12 protein-coding genes and 1 tRNA gene are annotated in these 16,558 nt (G+C 45.9%); 10 read left to right on the top strand and 3 right to left on the bottom strand.

The features are described 5' to 3' along the window. Window positions 1–48 precede the first annotated feature (48 nt). Window positions 49–123: transfer RNA gene (locus tag NBH03_RS15385), tRNA-Pro, on the top strand. A 262-nt stretch (window positions 124–385) separates the two neighbouring features. Here NBH03_RS15385 and NBH03_RS15380 read toward each other — a convergent pair. Then, entirely contained in the window at window positions 386–1,246 is an 861-nt protein-coding gene (locus NBH03_RS15380; RefSeq protein ID WP_250800083.1) for a YitT family protein, read from the bottom strand. A 141-nt stretch (window positions 1,247–1,387) separates the two neighbouring features. Between NBH03_RS15380 and NBH03_RS15375 the strand changes: the two genes are divergently transcribed. The 6 genes from NBH03_RS15375 (at window position 1,388) to NBH03_RS15350 (ending at window position 7,603) form a co-directional block, all read left to right on the top strand. After that, window positions 1,388–2,386 carry a nucleoid-associated protein gene (locus tag NBH03_RS15375; protein ID WP_250800082.1) on the top strand — a complete coding sequence of 333 codons (999 nt, stop codon included), beginning with the start codon at window positions 1,388–1,390 and terminating at the stop codon, window positions 2,384–2,386. Window positions 2,387–2,402: 16 nt separating this feature from the next. Next, window positions 2,403–3,050, top strand: coding sequence for an epoxyqueuosine reductase QueH (locus NBH03_RS15370; RefSeq protein ID WP_117528422.1), 648 nt, complete (start codon window positions 2,403–2,405; stop codon window positions 3,048–3,050). Between the two features lie 16 nt (window positions 3,051–3,066). Continuing rightward, complete coding sequence (locus tag NBH03_RS15365; RefSeq protein ID WP_250800081.1) at window positions 3,067–4,665, top strand: ASKHA domain-containing protein; 1,599 nt, start codon at window positions 3,067–3,069, stop codon at window positions 4,663–4,665. Window positions 4,666–4,764: 99 nt separating this feature from the next. Continuing rightward, the gene (locus NBH03_RS15360; RefSeq protein WP_117541600.1) at window positions 4,765–5,652 is read left to right on the top strand and encodes a sulfide/dihydroorotate dehydrogenase-like FAD/NAD-binding protein; all 888 of its coding nucleotides are present in this window, start codon (window positions 4,765–4,767) and stop codon (window positions 5,650–5,652) included. After that, complete coding sequence (gltA, locus tag NBH03_RS15355; protein ID WP_117541598.1) at window positions 5,652–7,040, top strand: NADPH-dependent glutamate synthase; 1,389 nt, start codon at window positions 5,652–5,654, stop codon at window positions 7,038–7,040. The genes NBH03_RS15360 and gltA overlap by 1 nt, the downstream gene beginning before the upstream one ends. Before the next feature lie 224 nt (window positions 7,041–7,264). Next, complete coding sequence (locus NBH03_RS15350; RefSeq protein ID WP_250800080.1) at window positions 7,265–7,603, top strand: P-II family nitrogen regulator; 339 nt, start codon at window positions 7,265–7,267, stop codon at window positions 7,601–7,603. A 136-nt stretch (window positions 7,604–7,739) separates the two neighbouring features. On the opposite strand, the gene NBH03_RS15345 is transcribed toward NBH03_RS15350, so the two are convergent. Then, window positions 7,740–9,122, bottom strand: a complete 1,383-nt coding sequence (locus NBH03_RS15345) for a sigma-54 interaction domain-containing protein (RefSeq protein ID WP_250800079.1) — start codon at window positions 9,120–9,122, stop codon at window positions 7,740–7,742. Between the two features lie 325 nt (window positions 9,123–9,447). On the opposite strand from NBH03_RS15345, the gene NBH03_RS15340 reads away from it, so the two are divergent. Next, entirely contained in the window at window positions 9,448–10,632 is a 1,185-nt protein-coding gene (locus NBH03_RS15340) for an acetyl-CoA C-acetyltransferase (RefSeq protein ID WP_227083034.1), read from the top strand. A 117-nt stretch (window positions 10,633–10,749) separates the two neighbouring features. Here the strand turns inward: NBH03_RS15340 and pepF are convergent, their stop codons facing one another. Further along, a complete protein-coding gene (gene pepF, locus NBH03_RS15335; protein ID WP_250800078.1) occupies window positions 10,750–12,573 on the bottom strand; it encodes an oligoendopeptidase F in 1,824 nt (607 codons plus the stop codon). A gap of 157 nt (window positions 12,574–12,730) precedes the next feature. Here pepF and NBH03_RS15330 point away from each other — a divergent pair, with 157 nt between their 5' ends. Together NBH03_RS15330 and NBH03_RS15325 are read left to right on the top strand one after the other, a co-directional pair. After that, the gene (locus NBH03_RS15330; protein WP_250800077.1) at window positions 12,731–13,435 is read left to right on the top strand and encodes an ABC transporter ATP-binding protein; all 705 of its coding nucleotides are present in this window, start codon (window positions 12,731–12,733) and stop codon (window positions 13,433–13,435) included. A gap of 10 nt (window positions 13,436–13,445) precedes the next feature. Beyond that, window positions 13,446–16,558 (top strand): ABC transporter permease (locus NBH03_RS15325; protein ID WP_250800076.1); only part of this gene is annotated, 3,113 nt, incomplete at its 3' end.

The raw sequence follows: 16,558 nt of genomic DNA, 5'->3' as shown, positions 1-16,558 counted from the left end.
ATATGCAGTTTTGAAGGTGCATGGTTTTTATTTTATAATGCTTTATATCGGGGTGTGGCTCAGCTTGGCTAGAGCGCTTGATTTGGGATCAAGAGGTCGCAGGTTCGAATCCTGTCACCCCGATGACCATAAATAGATATAAAGAATAAATGAAAAAATCCTAATACGCATAAGATATGTTGCTTATTAGGATTTTTTGTTTACTCGTGGAAATATCAAAATTCATATATTAAAACAATAAAAGGACCAATAGGGTCCTTTTATTTGTCTTTATTGCTTGTTTAAAAAATAAATGCGTATTAACTTTTAGATATGAATCACATACCCATACAGGCATTTTACTTCCCAAAACGTCAATGCTAAGATAAACAGGAAGGACGATGTACTAGTCGATCGGCCGCTGATAGAAATGGCCTTCCAGTTCATTGGTAGGCATACTGTTAATAAATGCCTGCGGATCTGCCTCGCGAACCGCGCGGATGACTGAATTATTCTCATCGCGGGACACAACAGAGTAGACAATCTTATGCTCGCTGTGCTTATGGGCACCTTCACAGTCGATGATAGTGGCACCATGAACAGTGGTATCATAGATCAGCTGCGAGATGGCTTCTGCTTTGTTCGTAACAATAAAAAGAGTCTGTTTCTGATATTGTTTGTAAAGCAGATGCAGTACCTGTGTGGATGCATACTGGAAAATCATGGAATAAAGGGCTTTATCCCAGCCGAAAAGTAATCCGGCGATAGCGAGGATCACGACGTTGAAGCCGAGAATGATATTAAAGGCATCAATGCCCTTTCTGCGGGACAGGAAAATGGAGATAAAATCCGTTCCGCCGGTGGTGGCATCACATTTCAGACAAAGGCTGATAGCGAAACCGTTGATCAGACCGCCGAAAATACTGATCAGCAGAATATCGGAGGTGATGGTGTAAGCCGGCAGACTGTCTGTCAGAAAACCGGTGAGGAATATGACAAGACAGGAACAAAGCGTGAATTTTTTGCCGATAAAACGAAAACCGATATAAACAGGAATGGCATTCAGAAGAACGTTGATAGCAGTATAAGGTATTGTTATATGAAGATAACGGTCAAAAATGCTCTGGATTAGCAATGTCAGGCCGTTTGCGCCGCCGGGAAACAGCCCGCCGGTGCGGACGAATGTCCGGATATTGACGGCTATAATGCAGGATGCGATACAGCAGATGATAATTCGTTTGACCTCTTTGGAAACATTCTTGTCCATGTAGGTGCCTCCCTCAAATCTTTTTATGTCCTTAGTATAGACGCAAGCTGTGAGATAGTCAATACAGGAAAGAAAAGTTGACATTCTTTACGGTTATTATGTATAATGGGGCAGAGTGAGCAGAAGATGGGAGGAAATAATGTGAAATGGCAGGATGTTGTAATTAAGAAAGTTTTTTTCTGTATGTTTGATACGACTTTAGAGGTTGTTCCTTATTCAGGTTATGTACCCGGTGATGAGGATGAAATGTACAGATATCTCTGCCAGATGGTCGCAAAATATTATTATCATGAGACATCCAGAAAAGGTTTTATTCATGAAGAATCGGAACTTCAGCAGATTTTGCCGGAGACTGGTGATCAGTTTGAGGCTTTTGTGAATTGTATCTGTGATGAGATTCAGGATCTGATGCATGCGAACCCGGAAATCCAGACAGGGGCAGGCATGTTTGCATGGGTGACGCTGGAAGATCAGGATTATATTACATTTTTTAAGAGTAATTATCAATCCAGATTTTTGGTGGCACAGGATGAGAACAGTGCAGTGCACTGGACGCTGAATCATATGATCTTGCCGGGACCGTCTCCGAAAGTGAATGAATATTTCTATCTGAATTTGAATGATAATCAGGCGCAGGTATCGGATTTTGAGTGCTATATTGACGGATTGAAGCAGAACTATCTGGCGGATCAGGTATTGAAACTGGATTTTAAACCTTCTGAGGCAGTAACGGTGAAGGCGATAGATGATTCTGTTGTAGAAACCATCAAGCACTGTTATGAAGAACAGGCGCCGCAGAAGATTATGGAATATAAGACGATTGTGGCCGATCAGGTCAAAGAGAAGGGGCAGATCATTGTACCGGAACTTGAAGAGGCTGTTTTTAAGGATAATGAGCAGGCGGCGGTCCTTTATCAGGAAGTGGCTGAACAGCAGCAGATTCCAAAGATACCGGTTTATGTCAGCAAGAAGACAGAGCGTAAACTTGGCAAGAAGCAGAAACTGGTAACAGACAGCGGTATTGAGCTTCTGGTGCCTTTGGAATTGCTGAAGGATGAGAGTATATTGGAGTATCATCAGAATGATGACGGGAAGATGTCTATTTTGATCAAAGAAATCGGATTCATCGAGAACAAATAGGAACAGGAGGCAGGAAATGAGACTATTATTGCATATTTGCTGTGCACCCTGTTCGGTGATGTGTATCGAGACGCTGAGAGCGGAAGGCATCGAGCCTACGGGATTCTGGTACAATCCGAACATTCATCCGGTGACAGAATACAAAGCCAGAAAGAATACATTGACGAAGTATGCCGCGGATATTCATTTGCGTCTGATTGTCAAGAATGAGTATGGGCTGCGCAATTTTATCGATCATGTGTATCCGCATTATGAAAGCCGCTGCGGTTATTGCTATTTGTGTCGTTTGGAAGAAACAGCCCGCTTTGCGGCGGAAAACGGCTATGACAGCTTTTCAACAACGCTGCTCATCAGTCCTTATCAGAACCATGAACTGATTATTAAGACAGCACAGGCAATGGCGAAAAAATATCATGTAACATTTTTGTACAGAGACTTTCGTCCGTACTTTAAGGAAGGACAGGAAAAAGCCAGAGCCATGGGGCTGTATATGCAGAAATACTGCGGCTGTGTGTTCAGTGAGGAAGATCGCTTCCTGGACAGGAAGAAGGGTCTGGTGACCATCCAGAAATACAACAACAGAAAAGAGGAAGACGCCGGACATAAAACCGGAGGCGGAAAAGACGACGGAGATCAAGACAGCAGGAAAGAGAAGTCATTGTAGAAATGGAGGCCTGAGTATGCAAATAAAAATAAACGGTCAAACCATTTCACTGGCAGCTCCGGAACCTTTTCTTTCTATATTAAGAAGAGAGAAGATTTATTTTCCGTTATATTGCGGCGGAAGGGGCACCTGCGGAAAATGCAGAATCCGGATAACGGAGGGGAGTTTACCTATAACGACGGAAGACAGGCAGTTTTTCAGCGAGGATGAATTAAAGGCTGGATATCGTCTGGGATGCCGGGCTGTGATCACGGCATCATGCGCGATCACCTTTGAGGAAATACAGCGGGAAGACGGCTTTTATGTGCCGCCGGTTCAGCATGCCGAGTCGTTAGTGAGGGAACCAATTCAGCGGCAGAATACAGCGGAGGCGTATGGTGTAAAGTCAGATAAGGACAGCCGGATGCCTGACAAAGTGTCGTTAAGTATTGCTGTGGATATCGGTTCCACAACCCTTGTGATGGCGCTGGTGCATACTGACAGCGGAAAGATTGTCACAGAATACCGGGGACTGAACCATCAGAGAAGTTATGGTACAGATGTGATGTCAAGAATCAAAGCGGCTGTGGAGGATGGACAGGAGCAGGCGATGCAGGCATTGATCCGGCAGGATCTGGCGGAAGGTATTGTCAGTCTGTTGAAGTCGGCGGATGCACCGATTGAACAGATTGTGATCGCAGGCAACACAACAATGCTGCATTTATTAAGAGGCTATGACTGCAGAGGGCTTTCGGCATGGCCTTTTCAACCGGTAAACCTGGATTTTGAAGAGTTATCCACAGCAGAGCTGCTGGGGAAAAGTCCGCTGGTGGAAAACTGTCTGCTGAAACAGACAAAGGTCACGTTGCTAGCAGGTATTTCGGCCTTTGTCGGGGCAGATATCACCGCCGGTTTGTGGGGATGCGGGATGAATAGAAATGAAAAGCCGCATCTGTTTCTGGACCTTGGAACCAATGCAGAGATGGCTGTCGGCAATAGAGAGAGAATGTTTGTCAGCTCTGCAGCGGCAGGACCGGCCTTTGAGGGCGGGCAGTTATCTTGTGGTACAGGCAGTATTCCTGGGGCTGTGCGGGATGTGCGGATACAGTATGGCCTGGTTCGTTATGAGACCATCGGCAGAAAGCCGCCGGTGGGTATCTGCGGCAGTGGTCTTGTGTCAGCCATTTCGGAGATGAGAAAGAGCCAGATGATGGATAATACAGGAAGATTAAGTCCCCGTTATGCATCCAGAGGACTGGAGATCATTCCTGGAAAGATTGTCATTACCCAGGCGGATATCAGAGAGTACCAGAAAGCCAGAGCGGCTATCCGCGCCGGACTTGAGATACTGGTTGAGAACGCCGGGTATCAGATGGAAGAAATTGAAGCGCTGGAGCTGGCCGGTGGTTTTGGCAGTCAGCTGGATATTGCCAAAGCGGCCGGGGCAGGACTCATACCGGAGAAACTGGCGGAACGGGTGCATATATTAGGCAATGCGGTTATTGCAGGTTTGTGCGTGTATATCCAACGCCCGGATCAGGAAGGCATTCGGCGTATGATTCAGCATACAAGGGAAATTTCTTTGGCGAAGCAACCGAAATTCACAAAAACTTTTTTAGATTTTTCGTGTTTTTAACAAAAATATTTAGGACATATGGTTGCAATTTTGTCGAAAAGTGAGTATAATAGAGCCCATAAGTAATAGGGAGAAAAATCATTTATAGGAGGATATGGAATGTATCAAATTGTAAAAGCAGAAAAACTTGCAGATAAGATTTTTCTGATGGAAATTGAAGCACCGCGTGTGGCACGCGCATGCCAGCCTGGACAGTTCCTGATTGTCAAGATGGATGAGGTTGGCGAGAGAATCCCGTTGACCATCTGTGATTATAACAGAGAGAAAGGCACAGTCACAATTGTTTTCCAGACAGTTGGTGCATCCACGGAGAAGATGTCCTGGCTCCGCGAGGGTGATTTCTTCCAGGATGTAACAGGCCCTCTTGGCAAGGCATCCGAATGGATTGAGGACGATATTGAAGAACTGAAGCAGAAGAAGATTTTATTTGTAGCCGGTGGTGTGGGTACAGCACCTGTTTACCCTCAGGTTAAGTGGCTGCATGAGCATGGTGTGGCAGCAGATGTTATCGTTGGTGCCAAGAACAAAGAACTTCTGATTCTCGAGAAGGAAATGGAAGCTGTTGCCGGCAATTTATATGTGACAACGGATGATGGTTCTTACGGACGTCACGGTATGGTTACAGCAGTGATCGAAGAACTGTCTGCAAAGGGCACAAAGTATGATTTCTGCGTTGCCATCGGCCCGATGATCATGATGAAATTCGTATGTCTGCTGACAAAGAAACTTGAGATCCCTACAATTGTCAGCATGAACCCGATCATGGTAGACGGTACCGGTATGTGCGGTGCTTGTCGTCTGCTTGTGGACGGCAAGGTGAAGTTTGCCTGTGTAGACGGACCTGAATTTGACGGCCATCTTGTAGATTTTGATCAGGCTATGCAGCGTCAGCAGAGCTATAAGACCCAGGAAGGCAGAGCAATGCTGAAACTGCAGGAAGGAAGTACACACCATGGCGGATGTGGCAATTGCGGAGGTGACAGATAATGGCAGATAAGAAGAACAGAGTACCTGTACGTGAACAGGCACCGGAAGTACGTGCGAAGAATTTTGAAGAAGTATGTCTTGGTTACAACAAGGAAGAGGCAATGGAAGAAGCTTCCAGATGTCTGAACTGTAAGAATGCAAGATGTATCACAGGATGTCCTGTCAATATCAATATCCCTGCATTTATCGCAGAAGTAAAGGAAGGCAATTTTGAGAAAGCATCTCAGGTGATCGGCGAATCTTCAGCGCTGCCTGCAGTATGCGGCCGTGTATGCCCTCAGGAATCCCAGTGTGAAGGCAAGTGTATCCTCGGTATCAAGGGTGAGCCTGTCTCCATCGGTAAGCTTGAGCGTTTTACAGCAGATTGGGCAAGAGAGAACAATATTGCACCTATTCCTGCCAAGGAGAAGAAAGGCAAGAAGGTTGCTGTTATCGGTTCCGGTCCTGCAGGACTGACATGTGCCGGTGATCTGGCCAAGATGGGTTATGACGTGAAGATCTTTGAAGCCCTTCATGAAGCTGGCGGCGTGCTTGTTTATGGTATTCCTGAGTTCCGTCTGCCAAAGCAGACAGTTGTAGCTCATGAAGTAGAAAACGTGAAGAAATTGGGCGTCGAAATTGAGACGAATGTGATCATCGGCAAATCCATTACCATTGATGAACTGATCAATGAAGAGGGTTATGATGCAGTCTTCATTGGTTCAGGTGCCGGTCTTCCGAAGTTCATGGGTATCCCTGGTGAGCAGGCGAACGGCGTTTTCTCTGCCAATGAGTTCCTGACACGAAACAACCTGATGAAAGCTTTCAGAGATGATTATGATACACCGATCCATCAGGGCAAGAAAGTTGCTGTTATCGGCGGTGGTAACGTTGCTATGGATGCAGCCAGAACAGCTCTTCGTCTCGGCGCAGAGACTTATATTGTCTACAGAAGAAGTGAGAAAGAGCTTCCTGCCCGTGTGGAAGAAGTGCATCATGCAAAGGAAGAGGGAATCCAGTTCCATCTGCTTCGCAACCCGAAGGAAATCCTTGTGGATGAGAATGGCTGGGTGAAGGGCCTTCGTGTCATCAAGATGGAACTTGGTGAACCGGATGAATCCGGCAGAAGAAGACCTGTAGAAGTGCCTGGTTCAGAGTATGACCTGGATGTAGATACAGTTATCATGGCCCTTGGTACATCACCAAACCCTCTGATTTCTTCTACGACAAAGGGTCTGGATGTGAATAAATGGCAGTGTATCATCGCAGATGAGAATAACGGCGCAACAACCAAGGAAGGTGTTTATGCCGGCGGTGATGCTGTAACAGGTGCTGCAACGGTTATCCTGGCGATGGGTGCCGGCAAGGCAGCAGCGAAAGGTATTGATGAATATCTCAGCAATAAATAATTATACGGTTTTGGACCATACAGGATTGTACTATTATTAAAAATTTCTGGAATTTGGAAAAAAATGATTGACATTTCATATTTCAGGGGTATAATAGAGACATATTTGAGAACAACGGTGTTCCTTTTTAGAGGAGCACCGTTTTTTTATTACCATCACACTTTAGCTGTGTAAAGTGCAGGCGCCAAATAGCTGCCTGATTGGATGAATGAGGAGGTTATGTGATGAAGAAATTAGAGATTATTATCAAACCGGAAAAACTGGAAAGTTTGAAAAATATTCTGGATGACTGCGAAGCCAGCGGCCTGATGATCACAAACATTATGGGTTATGGTAATCAGAAAGGTTATACACGTATGTACAGAGGTACAACGTATAATGTCAACCTTCTGCCAAAGGTAAAAGTCGAAACTGTTGTTGCAGATGACGCAGCAGAGAAGATTGTGGACAGAGCTGTCAAAGAGATCAGCACCGGCAATTATGGTGATGGTAAGATTTTCATTTACAACATCGAAGATGTTGTTCGTATCCGTACCGGCGAACGCGGTGCAGATGCGATTTAAGCATACAGTCCGCAGACTGTATATTCAAATTGGCTTTAGCTTTGAGACATTTTGTATGTTTTGAGGTTATTGTAAATACATTCTATTTCCCTAATAAGGCCTTATCGTAAGATAAGGCCTTCCCCCGTTTTTGGGGTTAATCAATATGATATTTCTTAAGTTTACGGTAAAGTACAGTGCGATCAATACCGAGAATTCTGGCTGCTTTTGCCTTATTGCCGTCTGTTTGGCGAAGGGTCTGGCGGATCAGATCGATTTCTGCGCTGCTGCGCTGTTCCTGAAGGGAAGAAAACGCGGCGGCAGGCCGTGATAATGTATGGTCACCGGACAGCTTGTTCATCAGAAAATCACAGGAGGCAATGCCGATGGTACTGTGAGGATTTAAAAAGCACAGGCGTTCAATGACATGTTCCAGTTCACGGACATTGCCCGGCCAGGTGTATTGCTGCATCAGAGCCAGCACTTCCTGTTCGACGCCTTGTGTATAGCTGCCGTTTTCACGATTGAACTTCTGAACAAAAAAATTACAGAGGTCGGGAATGTCATCGAGACGGTCACGGAGGGGCGGGATAGCCAGTTCAATGGTATTAATGCGATAATAAAGATCGGCACGGAAACGTCCGTCCTGAATCAGCTGCGTCAGATTCTGGTTCGTGCTGCAGATGAGGCGGACATCCACTTTGATGGGGATGACACCGCCGATGCGTTCGATTTCCTTTTCCTGAAGTACACGTAAAAGCTTTGACTGCAGCGGAAGCGGCATCTCACCGATTTCATCTAACAGCAGTGTGCCGCCGTCAGCCAGTTCGAATTTGCCGATTTTGCCGCCCTTTTTGGCACCGGTAAAAGCGCCGCCTTCGTAGCCGAAAAGCTCGGATTCAAGAAGATCCTTTGGAATAGCCGCACAGTTGATCTTGACAAAGTTACTGGTGCTCCGGCTGCTGAGCTGATGCAGTGCGTTGGCGAATACTTCCTTTCCAACGCCGGTTTCTCCGGTAAGAAGAATGGATAATCCGGAATTGGCGAAGATGGCAATGGTGGACTTGATCTGCTGGATAGCCTGCGAAGTACCGATGATATAATCCAGTGGATTGGTCTGTTTGCGCAGCTGTTCAATCGTCTGCTGATACAGCTCATTCTGCTGCTGCATTTTTTCAACTTCTGAGTAGAGATTGTAGATCTCCCCAACTTCGTTAAATGTGGAGATGGCAACACCGCCAATGACTTCCCCATCTTCGATCAAAGGGATACGGTTGCAGACAAAACTGATATCTTTGTCAGTTTTGTGATCATAAAGAGTCATTAAGGCACCGATATGTGCTTTTCCCGAGGCCATTACTTCCGGAAGTTTCGTGGTCGGAATCACACTTTTGATCGGTTTGCCAATGACGTCCTCTAACTGTACATTCAAAATTTCTGTGTAGGGTTTATTCATGTAGGCAATGCGGCAATGTTCATCTACAATGATAAAATTGGAAAAGGCATTAAGGGCAGCTGTCCATAAAGGTGTAAAATTCATAATAAATCTCCTTAGTTTCCATTCAAAATGCAAAAGAAAGTTCATGAACATGTGACAGTTTTACTGCTTTTATGATACATCAGGTGTGACAGAAATGCAACACATGTGTGACAATTAGACAACACATGTGTGCGCATCATGCAGGCCGTGCGGTTCCGTACGTGAATATTCAGCCAGAAAAAGGATCAAAAAGGGCAAAATTACGTCAAAAAGGCCTGAAATCAGGCGGATTCGTCTTTGAATATGAATTGGCACGGGATTTGCTATTAATATAGGCAGAAACAAAAAGCAAGAACTTTATGGTGTGAGAAAGGAAAAAGGAATTATGAAAAAAGTAGTTATTGTCAGCGCTTGCAGAACAGCAATCGGTGCATTTGGGGGTACTTTAAAGGATGTTCCTGCAGCAGAGCTTGGCGCACTTGTTGTAAAAGAAGCTGTTTCAAGAGCAGGCATCAAACCGGAACAGGTGGATGAAGTTATTTTTGGTAATGTATTGCAGGCTGGTCTCGGACAGAATGTTGCCCGTCAGGTAACTTTAAAGGCGGGGCTTCCAATCGAGACAACAGCTGTGACAATCAATATCGTGTGCGGCTCAGGTCTGAAGAGTGTGGCCATGGCAGCCAACCAGATCCTTGCAGGCGAATCTGAAATCGTTGTCTGCGGCGGTACAGAAAACATGAGTGCAGCGCCATATGCCATTCCAACGGCACGTTGGGGGGCAAGGATGAACAATAACAAGATCGTTGATGTTATGGTCAATGATGGACTGTGGGATGCTTTCAATCAGTATCATATGGGTATCACTGCTGAAAATGTTGCAGAGAAATATGGTATCACAAGAGAAATGCAGGATGAATTTGCAGTGGCTTCTCAGAGCAAAGCAGAAGCAGCTGTTAAGGGCGGCAAGTTCAAAGATGAAATTGTTCCTGTTGTGATTCACGGTAAGAAAGGTGATACAGTCTTTGATACAGATGAATATCCTAAATTTGGCACAACACTTGAAAAAGTTGCCAAATTAAAACCGGCCTTCAAAAAAGACGGCGGTACAGTTACAGCAGCGAATGCTTCCGGTATCAACGACAGTGCTGCAGCATTTGTTGTGATGAGCCAGGAAAAAGCAGAAGAACTTGGCCTGAAACCAATGGCAACCATCGTTTCCTATGCAACAGGCGGTGTCGATCCATCTATCATGGGTGTTGGTCCGGTGCCTGCTGTTAAGAAAGCTATGACAAAAGCAGATCTTACCATCGATGATATTGATCTGATCGAAGCAAATGAAGCATTTGCAGCCCAGTCTCTGGCAGTTGCTCAGGAATTGAAATTTGATATGAACAAAGTGAATGTCAATGGTGGTGCCATTGCCCTCGGACATCCGATTGGTGCATCTGGTGCCAGAATCCTTGTTACATTATTATACGAAATGCAGAAGAGAGAGGACGCAAAGAAAGGCCTTGCCACACTGTGTATTGGCGGTGGCCAGGGTCAGGCGCTCATCGTTGAAAAAGCTTAATCCTATTTATTTAGTTTAATCCACTTCGCGAAAAATCCCCTGGTGGTCTGAAAGTAATTTCAGATCGTCCGGGGGATTTTTCATATTTACAGTGCTTGAGCCTGCAAAGCCGCGTATTTAAAGACCGAGAGATGTGATGACAGCCTCTGTTTCATCCAGCACGGATGAGAAAACAGAGAGGGCGCTGGCAACAGGTGCTTTGGTGGTCATATCTACGCCGGCTTTTTTCAGGACATTGATCGGATAGTCGGAACCGCCGGCTTTTAAGAAATCAATATAATCTCTGACTGCTGGTGCACCGTCTGTCAGAATGCGGTGACTGAGGGCAATGGCTGCGGAAAAACCAGTGGCATACTGATAGACATAGAAAGGCATATAAAAATGAGGAATTCTGGCCCATTCCAGTGAAATCTCGGGATCGTTTACCATATCAGGCCCGAAATAAAGGGTGTTCAGATCTCCATAAATCTGACACAGGGACTGGGCATTTAATGTTTCACCTGCTGCGGTCTTTTCATGGGTAATTTTTTCAAATTCCGCAAACATGGTCTGGCGGAACAGCGTACCTTTGAACATATCAAGGTAATGATTCAAAAGCCAGAGCTTTTCGTGAGGATTACTGCATCTTTCAAGCAGATCATGCATGAGCAGTGCTTCATTGCAGGTGGAGGCAATTTCAGCGACAAAAATGCTGTAGCTGGCATCCACATAGTGGTGAGTGTGATTGGCATACCATGAATGAAGAGAATGTCCCATCTCATGAGCCAGCGTAAAGACATTGTCCAATGTGCCCTGGTAATTCATCAGGACAAAAGGATGGTGGGCATAATCACCGCCGGAATAAGCACCGGTGCGTTTGCCTTTGTTCTCATAGCGGTCAATCCAGCCGCCGTGCATGCCTTCATTCAGCAGTTGAATGTAAGATTCACCAAGGGGTGCCAGTCCGCGGCTGACAATTTCCATGGCTTCGTCAAAAGGAATGGATGCATGTTCACCGGATACAAGAGGCGTATAGACATCATACATATGCAGTTCCTCTACGCCAAGCATTTTGCGGCGAAGACGGACATAGCGGTACATTTCAGGAAGGGCATCATGAACCGCTTCGATCAGCTGGTCATAAACAGTTGTCGGAATATTGTTCTGAGACAGATGGGCTTCCATGGAGGAGGCATAATGTCTGGCTTTTGTATAGAACAGTTCTTTTTTCAGATTGGCAGCAAAAATGGCAGCCACGGTGTTTTTATACTGGTCAAAGGAACGGTAGTAGGACTGGAAAACTTTGCGGCGAAGATCCCTGTCAGAACTTTCAAGGAGAGGAACGAAACGTCCGTGGGAGATGCCGATTTCATTGTCCTGACGATCTGTGATACTTTCAAATCGGATATCCGCATTGTTGAACATATAAAAAATAGACTGCGGGGTGCTGTCCAGGTCCATAGTCAGGGACATGAGGGCCTCTTCCTCTTTTGAAAGCGTATGGGATTTCATACGCAGTGTGTTTTCAAGATAATGGGTAAAAGGTATCAGCTCAGAGTAGTTCTTTAAGGCTTCCGGTATAAAATCTTCTGGCAGGGAAAGCAGTTCAGGGTCCTCGAAAGCGGTTGTCTCATAAAAATGGTTGCCTGTAAAATCGACCTGACCGCGAAGATCCTGATAATGCGGATTGGATGTGTCCTCATCGGAACGGTGTCCTGCATAGCAGTAGAGACTGTCAAGTTCCACCAGTACTTTCTCCTTTTCCGTCAGATAAGTGCAGAGCATTTCAGCTGAATCACCAAGATGATCTTTGAAGGCAGCCAGTGCGTCGATATGTGTTCGGCATGCTTCAAGTGCAGATGTAAATGCGTCATCGTTGGAAAAAATATCTTCTATATGCCATTTATCCTTGGCAGGGACTTCCTCACGCAAAGGAAGAGTGTGTGTTGTCTGTTCAGCCATAAATAAACCTCCGTAAAAAATTTTCTTCAATAAGTATTATAACTTTTATATTTTTTAAAAGCAATGCTATGAAAAGTTTATAAAATCTTCACTGAATTCAGGATATATTTTTGTTATAATGAAAGGTAAGAGATATGCCTGAACAGGAGGAGAAAAAATGTCGGAATTTGTAGTCATGAAGAATGTGAAGAAGACTTACAAAATGGGTGAAGTGATGATTCATGCCGTGGATGGCGTTGATATAGAGATACATAAAGGCGAATTTGCAGTGATCGTGGGACCGAGCGGTGCCGGCAAAACGACGGTACTTAATATGCTGGGCGGTATGGACCGCGTGACATCAGGCAAGGTCATTGTGGACGGACGGGATATCAGCCTTTATAACAGCAGACAGCTGACAAAGTACCGCCGGGATGACATTGGTTTTGTTTTTCAGTTTTATAACCTGATCCAGAATCTGAACGCCCTGGAGAATGTGGAACTGGCATTGCAGATCAGCAAGCATCCCATGGATGCGAAAGAGGTTCTGAAGGATGTGGGCCTGGAAGACCGTATGTATAATTTCCCCTCACAGCTCTCAGGGGGTGAACAGCAAAGGGTAGCGATCGCACGTGCTCTTGCCAAGAATCCGAAGCTGCTCTTATGTGATGAACCTACCGGTGCCTTGGATTATCAGACCGGTAAGGCAATTTTGAAATTGCTGCAGGATACCTGTCATAAGCATGGTATGACGGTGATCGTTATTACCCATAACCTGGCCATTGCGCCGATGGCGGACAGGGTGATCCAGATTAAGAACGGAAGAGTCAGTGAGATGACGGTGAATCCGGATCCGCGTCCGGTAGAGACTATTGAATGGTAGGAGTGCATCTATGAGAAATGCAATAAACAAAGATTTTTTCAGAGAGATAAAGTATACACTCAACAGATATGTGTCCATTCTTCTGATTGTAGCATTGGGTGTTGCTTTTCTGGCAGGTATCAGGGCCACCTGCCCGGATATGAAATTGACACTGGATCACTATCTGGATGAGGCCGATTATATGGATCTTCGGGTACTGTCCACATTGGGACTGACTGGGGAGGATCTGACGGCAATTGCAGAAGTGGATGGCGTAAAGGAAGTGGATGGTGCACATAGCTATGATGCTTTTGTGATGAATGGCAATGAGAAATGGACATTACGCTTTTTGTCTGAACCGGTTTCAGTGAATAAACTGGAGATAACAGAAGGAAGGGATATTGAGAATGCCAATGAGTGCGTTGTGGACCATCTTCTGATTGAGAAGGACGGATATCATATCGGCGATCAGATCACGGTTGTGCCTCCGGGCAAAGGTGAAAAATTGTCAGACACATTGACGGAATCGACATTTACAATCGTGGGTGTGGCGGCAAGCCCGGAGTATTTTACAACGACCAGAGATACAACATCAGTCGGAACAGGTCAGACGGATGCTTTTGTTTTCCTGTCACCGGAGGTTTTTAAGAGTGATATCTACAGCGCAGTTTACATTACGGTGGATGGTGCGGCTGCAAAACAGGCCTATTCAGATGATTATGAAGCCGTGGTTGACAAGGTGAAGGAAAAGCTGGAAGCCATCAGCAGTGAGCGTGAGGCAGCCAGATATAACGGGATTATGGATGATGCCAATACAGAGATAGATGATGCCCGTGACAAACTGACAGATGCCAGAGCAGAAGCGGAATCAGAGCTTGATGATGCCTGGGCACAGATTCAGGATGGAGAACAGCAGATCAGTGACGGACAGAAGGAACTGGATGACAATAGAGCTGTCTATGAAGATCAGATTGCCGCTGCAAAGGCGAAGCTTTCTTCGGGGGAGCAGGAACTTCAGGATGGTCAGGCTGAAATCACGTCTAATGAGCAGAAGCTTCAGGACGGGCAGACACAGATCACGGCAGCCAGACAGCAATTGGAGGATTCTTCACAGACATTGGCGGAGAAGAAGCAACAGTACGAAGCGGGTTTGCAGGCAGCCAATGCCGGTCAGGAACAGCTGACAGCCGGTCAGGCCAAGCTGACGGAAGCGTCGGAAACACTGCAAAGTCAGGAAGCAGCATTAAATGAACAGAAGGCTTCGCTGCAGGAACAGAAGGAGAATTTGACGGCACAGCAGACAGAGCTGGAACAGGGCATCGCCCAGCTTGAAGCCCAGGAGGAGGCGTTGGAAGAACAGCGGAATGAGGCTGCGTCCCAGGAGGAACCGGATGAAGCTCTGATCGCACAGCTGGATGCCCAGATTACAGCTGTTCAGGAGCAGTTAATCCAGCTGGATGCGCAGAAGAATGCGCTGGCAGAAGGTATTTCCCAGGTAGATGGCGGACTTGACCAGATAGAGGCAGGATTAAGCCAGATTGCATCCGGGAAGGAAGAATTGAACGAACAGCAGAAAGAATTGAACAGTCAGCAGGCCAAGCTGGATGAGACTTTTAATCAATTGACAGAGGCTAAGATACAGCTGGATGCGGGCAGCAGTCGGTTGGAATCAGGCAGGCAGCAGCTGGAGAGCAAACAACAGGAATTAGACAGCGGTAAGGCTGCCCTGGATCAGGCGAAAGCGCAGCTGCAAAGCGGACAGGCAGAGATTGATAAGGGTAAGGCTGAACTGAAGTCTCAGATGGCTTCGGCAGAAGCACAGTTTGCAGCGGCAGAGCAGAAGCTTACGGATGCAAAGTCGGAACTTGCAGATGCCAAAGAGAAGTATGCGTCCGGCAAAAAGGAAGCACAGGAGAAGATTGCTGACGCGGAGAAGGAAATTCAGGATGCAGAGGATCAGCTGGCAGATGTAGACTATCCGGAATGGTATGTTCTGGACAGAAATTCGACACAGGCGTATGTGGAATATGAGCAGAATGCAGAGAGAATCGGTGCTATCGGCAAGATTTTTCCGTTGATTTTCTTCCTGGTAGCGGCGCTTGTGAGTCTGACAACTATGACACGAATGGTTGAGTCACAGAGAACAGAAATCGGTACACTAAAAGCTTTGGGGTACAGCAATTGGGCCATTGCCAGAAAATATGTTTTTTATGCTTTATCGGCCAGTCTCATCGGAAGCCTGATCGGATTGGTTTTGGGGCAGAAATTGCTGCCATGGGTTATCATTGCTGCTTACCGTGTGCTCTATCCGAATTTGTTTGTGGTACTGACACCGCTGAATGCTTATTATTCTATCATGGCATCCGGTGCAGCTGTTATTTGCGTGACTGGTGCGGCACTGGCGTCCTGTTACAGGGAACTGGTGGCATCACCGGCGGAATTGATGCGCCCTTCAGCACCGGCAGCAGGACGAAAGATTTTGTTGGAACATGTGGGATTTATCTGGCATCATATGAAATTCACATCCAAGGTTGCCGTGAGAAATCTTTTCCGTTACAAGAAACGTTTCTTTATGACTATATTTGGCATCGGCGGCTGTACAGCTCTAGTGGTCTTTGCTTTTGGACTGACAGACTCTATCAGCGGGGTTGCACACAGACAGTATGATGAGCTGTTCCACTATGACATGACCCTGACACTGGATGACAATGCAGATGAGGCGGATATGGATGAATTGTATGATTTCTTAAGTCATAACAATGGTCTAAAGGCGGATCAGTATACCAGACTGCGTTCCATGAGTATGAGTGTCAAGGGCAATGGAGAGACTTCGTATACAGCTTATCTGACGGTGCCAGAGGATACAGAAGTTTACAAAGATTTTGTGGTGCTCCAGGACAGAAAAACAGGAACGCCATATGCGATGGATGATGAAACGGTGATTATCACGGAGAAGCTGGCCAATCTTCTCAGGGTGAGTACGGGAGATAAGATTACCGTTACAGACAATGATGTGGATAAGGAAGTTACGGTGGGACATATTGCGGAGAATTATCTCATGAGTTATGTGTATATGTCACCGGCATTATATGAGACAACATTCGGTGAGACGCCGAAATGGAATAAGATAGAAGCTTTCATTCC

This window comes from Coprococcus intestinalis, from assembly GCF_023656595.1.
GTDB lineage: Bacteria > Bacillota > Clostridia > Lachnospirales > Lachnospiraceae > Coprococcus_A > Coprococcus_A intestinihominis.
The sequence above is the reverse complement of the archived record's forward strand: the minus strand, read 5'-3'. Positions and strand labels throughout refer to the sequence as shown.

Bases quoted from the DNA above. Each gene is read 5' to 3' on its own strand.
- NBH03_RS15380 (WP_250800083.1), bottom strand. From the start codon at position 1,246: ATGGACAAGAATGTTTCCAAAGAGGTCAAACGAATTATCATCTGCTGT.
- NBH03_RS15370 (WP_117528422.1), top strand. From the start codon at position 2,403: ATGAGACTATTATTGCATATTTGCTGTGCACCCTGTTCGGTGATGTGT.
- NBH03_RS15365 (WP_250800081.1), top strand. From the start codon at position 3,067: ATGCAAATAAAAATAAACGGTCAAACCATTTCACTGGCAGCTCCGGAA.
- NBH03_RS15360 (WP_117541600.1), top strand. From the start codon at position 4,765: ATGTATCAAATTGTAAAAGCAGAAAAACTTGCAGATAAGATTTTTCTG.
- gltA (WP_117541598.1), top strand. From the start codon at position 5,652: ATGGCAGATAAGAAGAACAGAGTACCTGTACGTGAACAGGCACCGGAA.
- NBH03_RS15350 (WP_250800080.1), top strand. From the start codon at position 7,265: ATGAAGAAATTAGAGATTATTATCAAACCGGAAAAACTGGAAAGTTTG.
- NBH03_RS15345 (WP_250800079.1), bottom strand. From the start codon at position 9,122: ATGAATTTTACACCTTTATGGACAGCTGCCCTTAATGCCTTTTCCAAT.
- NBH03_RS15340 (WP_227083034.1), top strand. From the start codon at position 9,448: ATGAAAAAAGTAGTTATTGTCAGCGCTTGCAGAACAGCAATCGGTGCA.
- pepF (WP_250800078.1), bottom strand. From the start codon at position 12,573: ATGGCTGAACAGACAACACACACTCTTCCTTTGCGTGAGGAAGTCCCT.
- NBH03_RS15330 (WP_250800077.1), top strand. From the start codon at position 12,731: ATGTCGGAATTTGTAGTCATGAAGAATGTGAAGAAGACTTACAAAATG.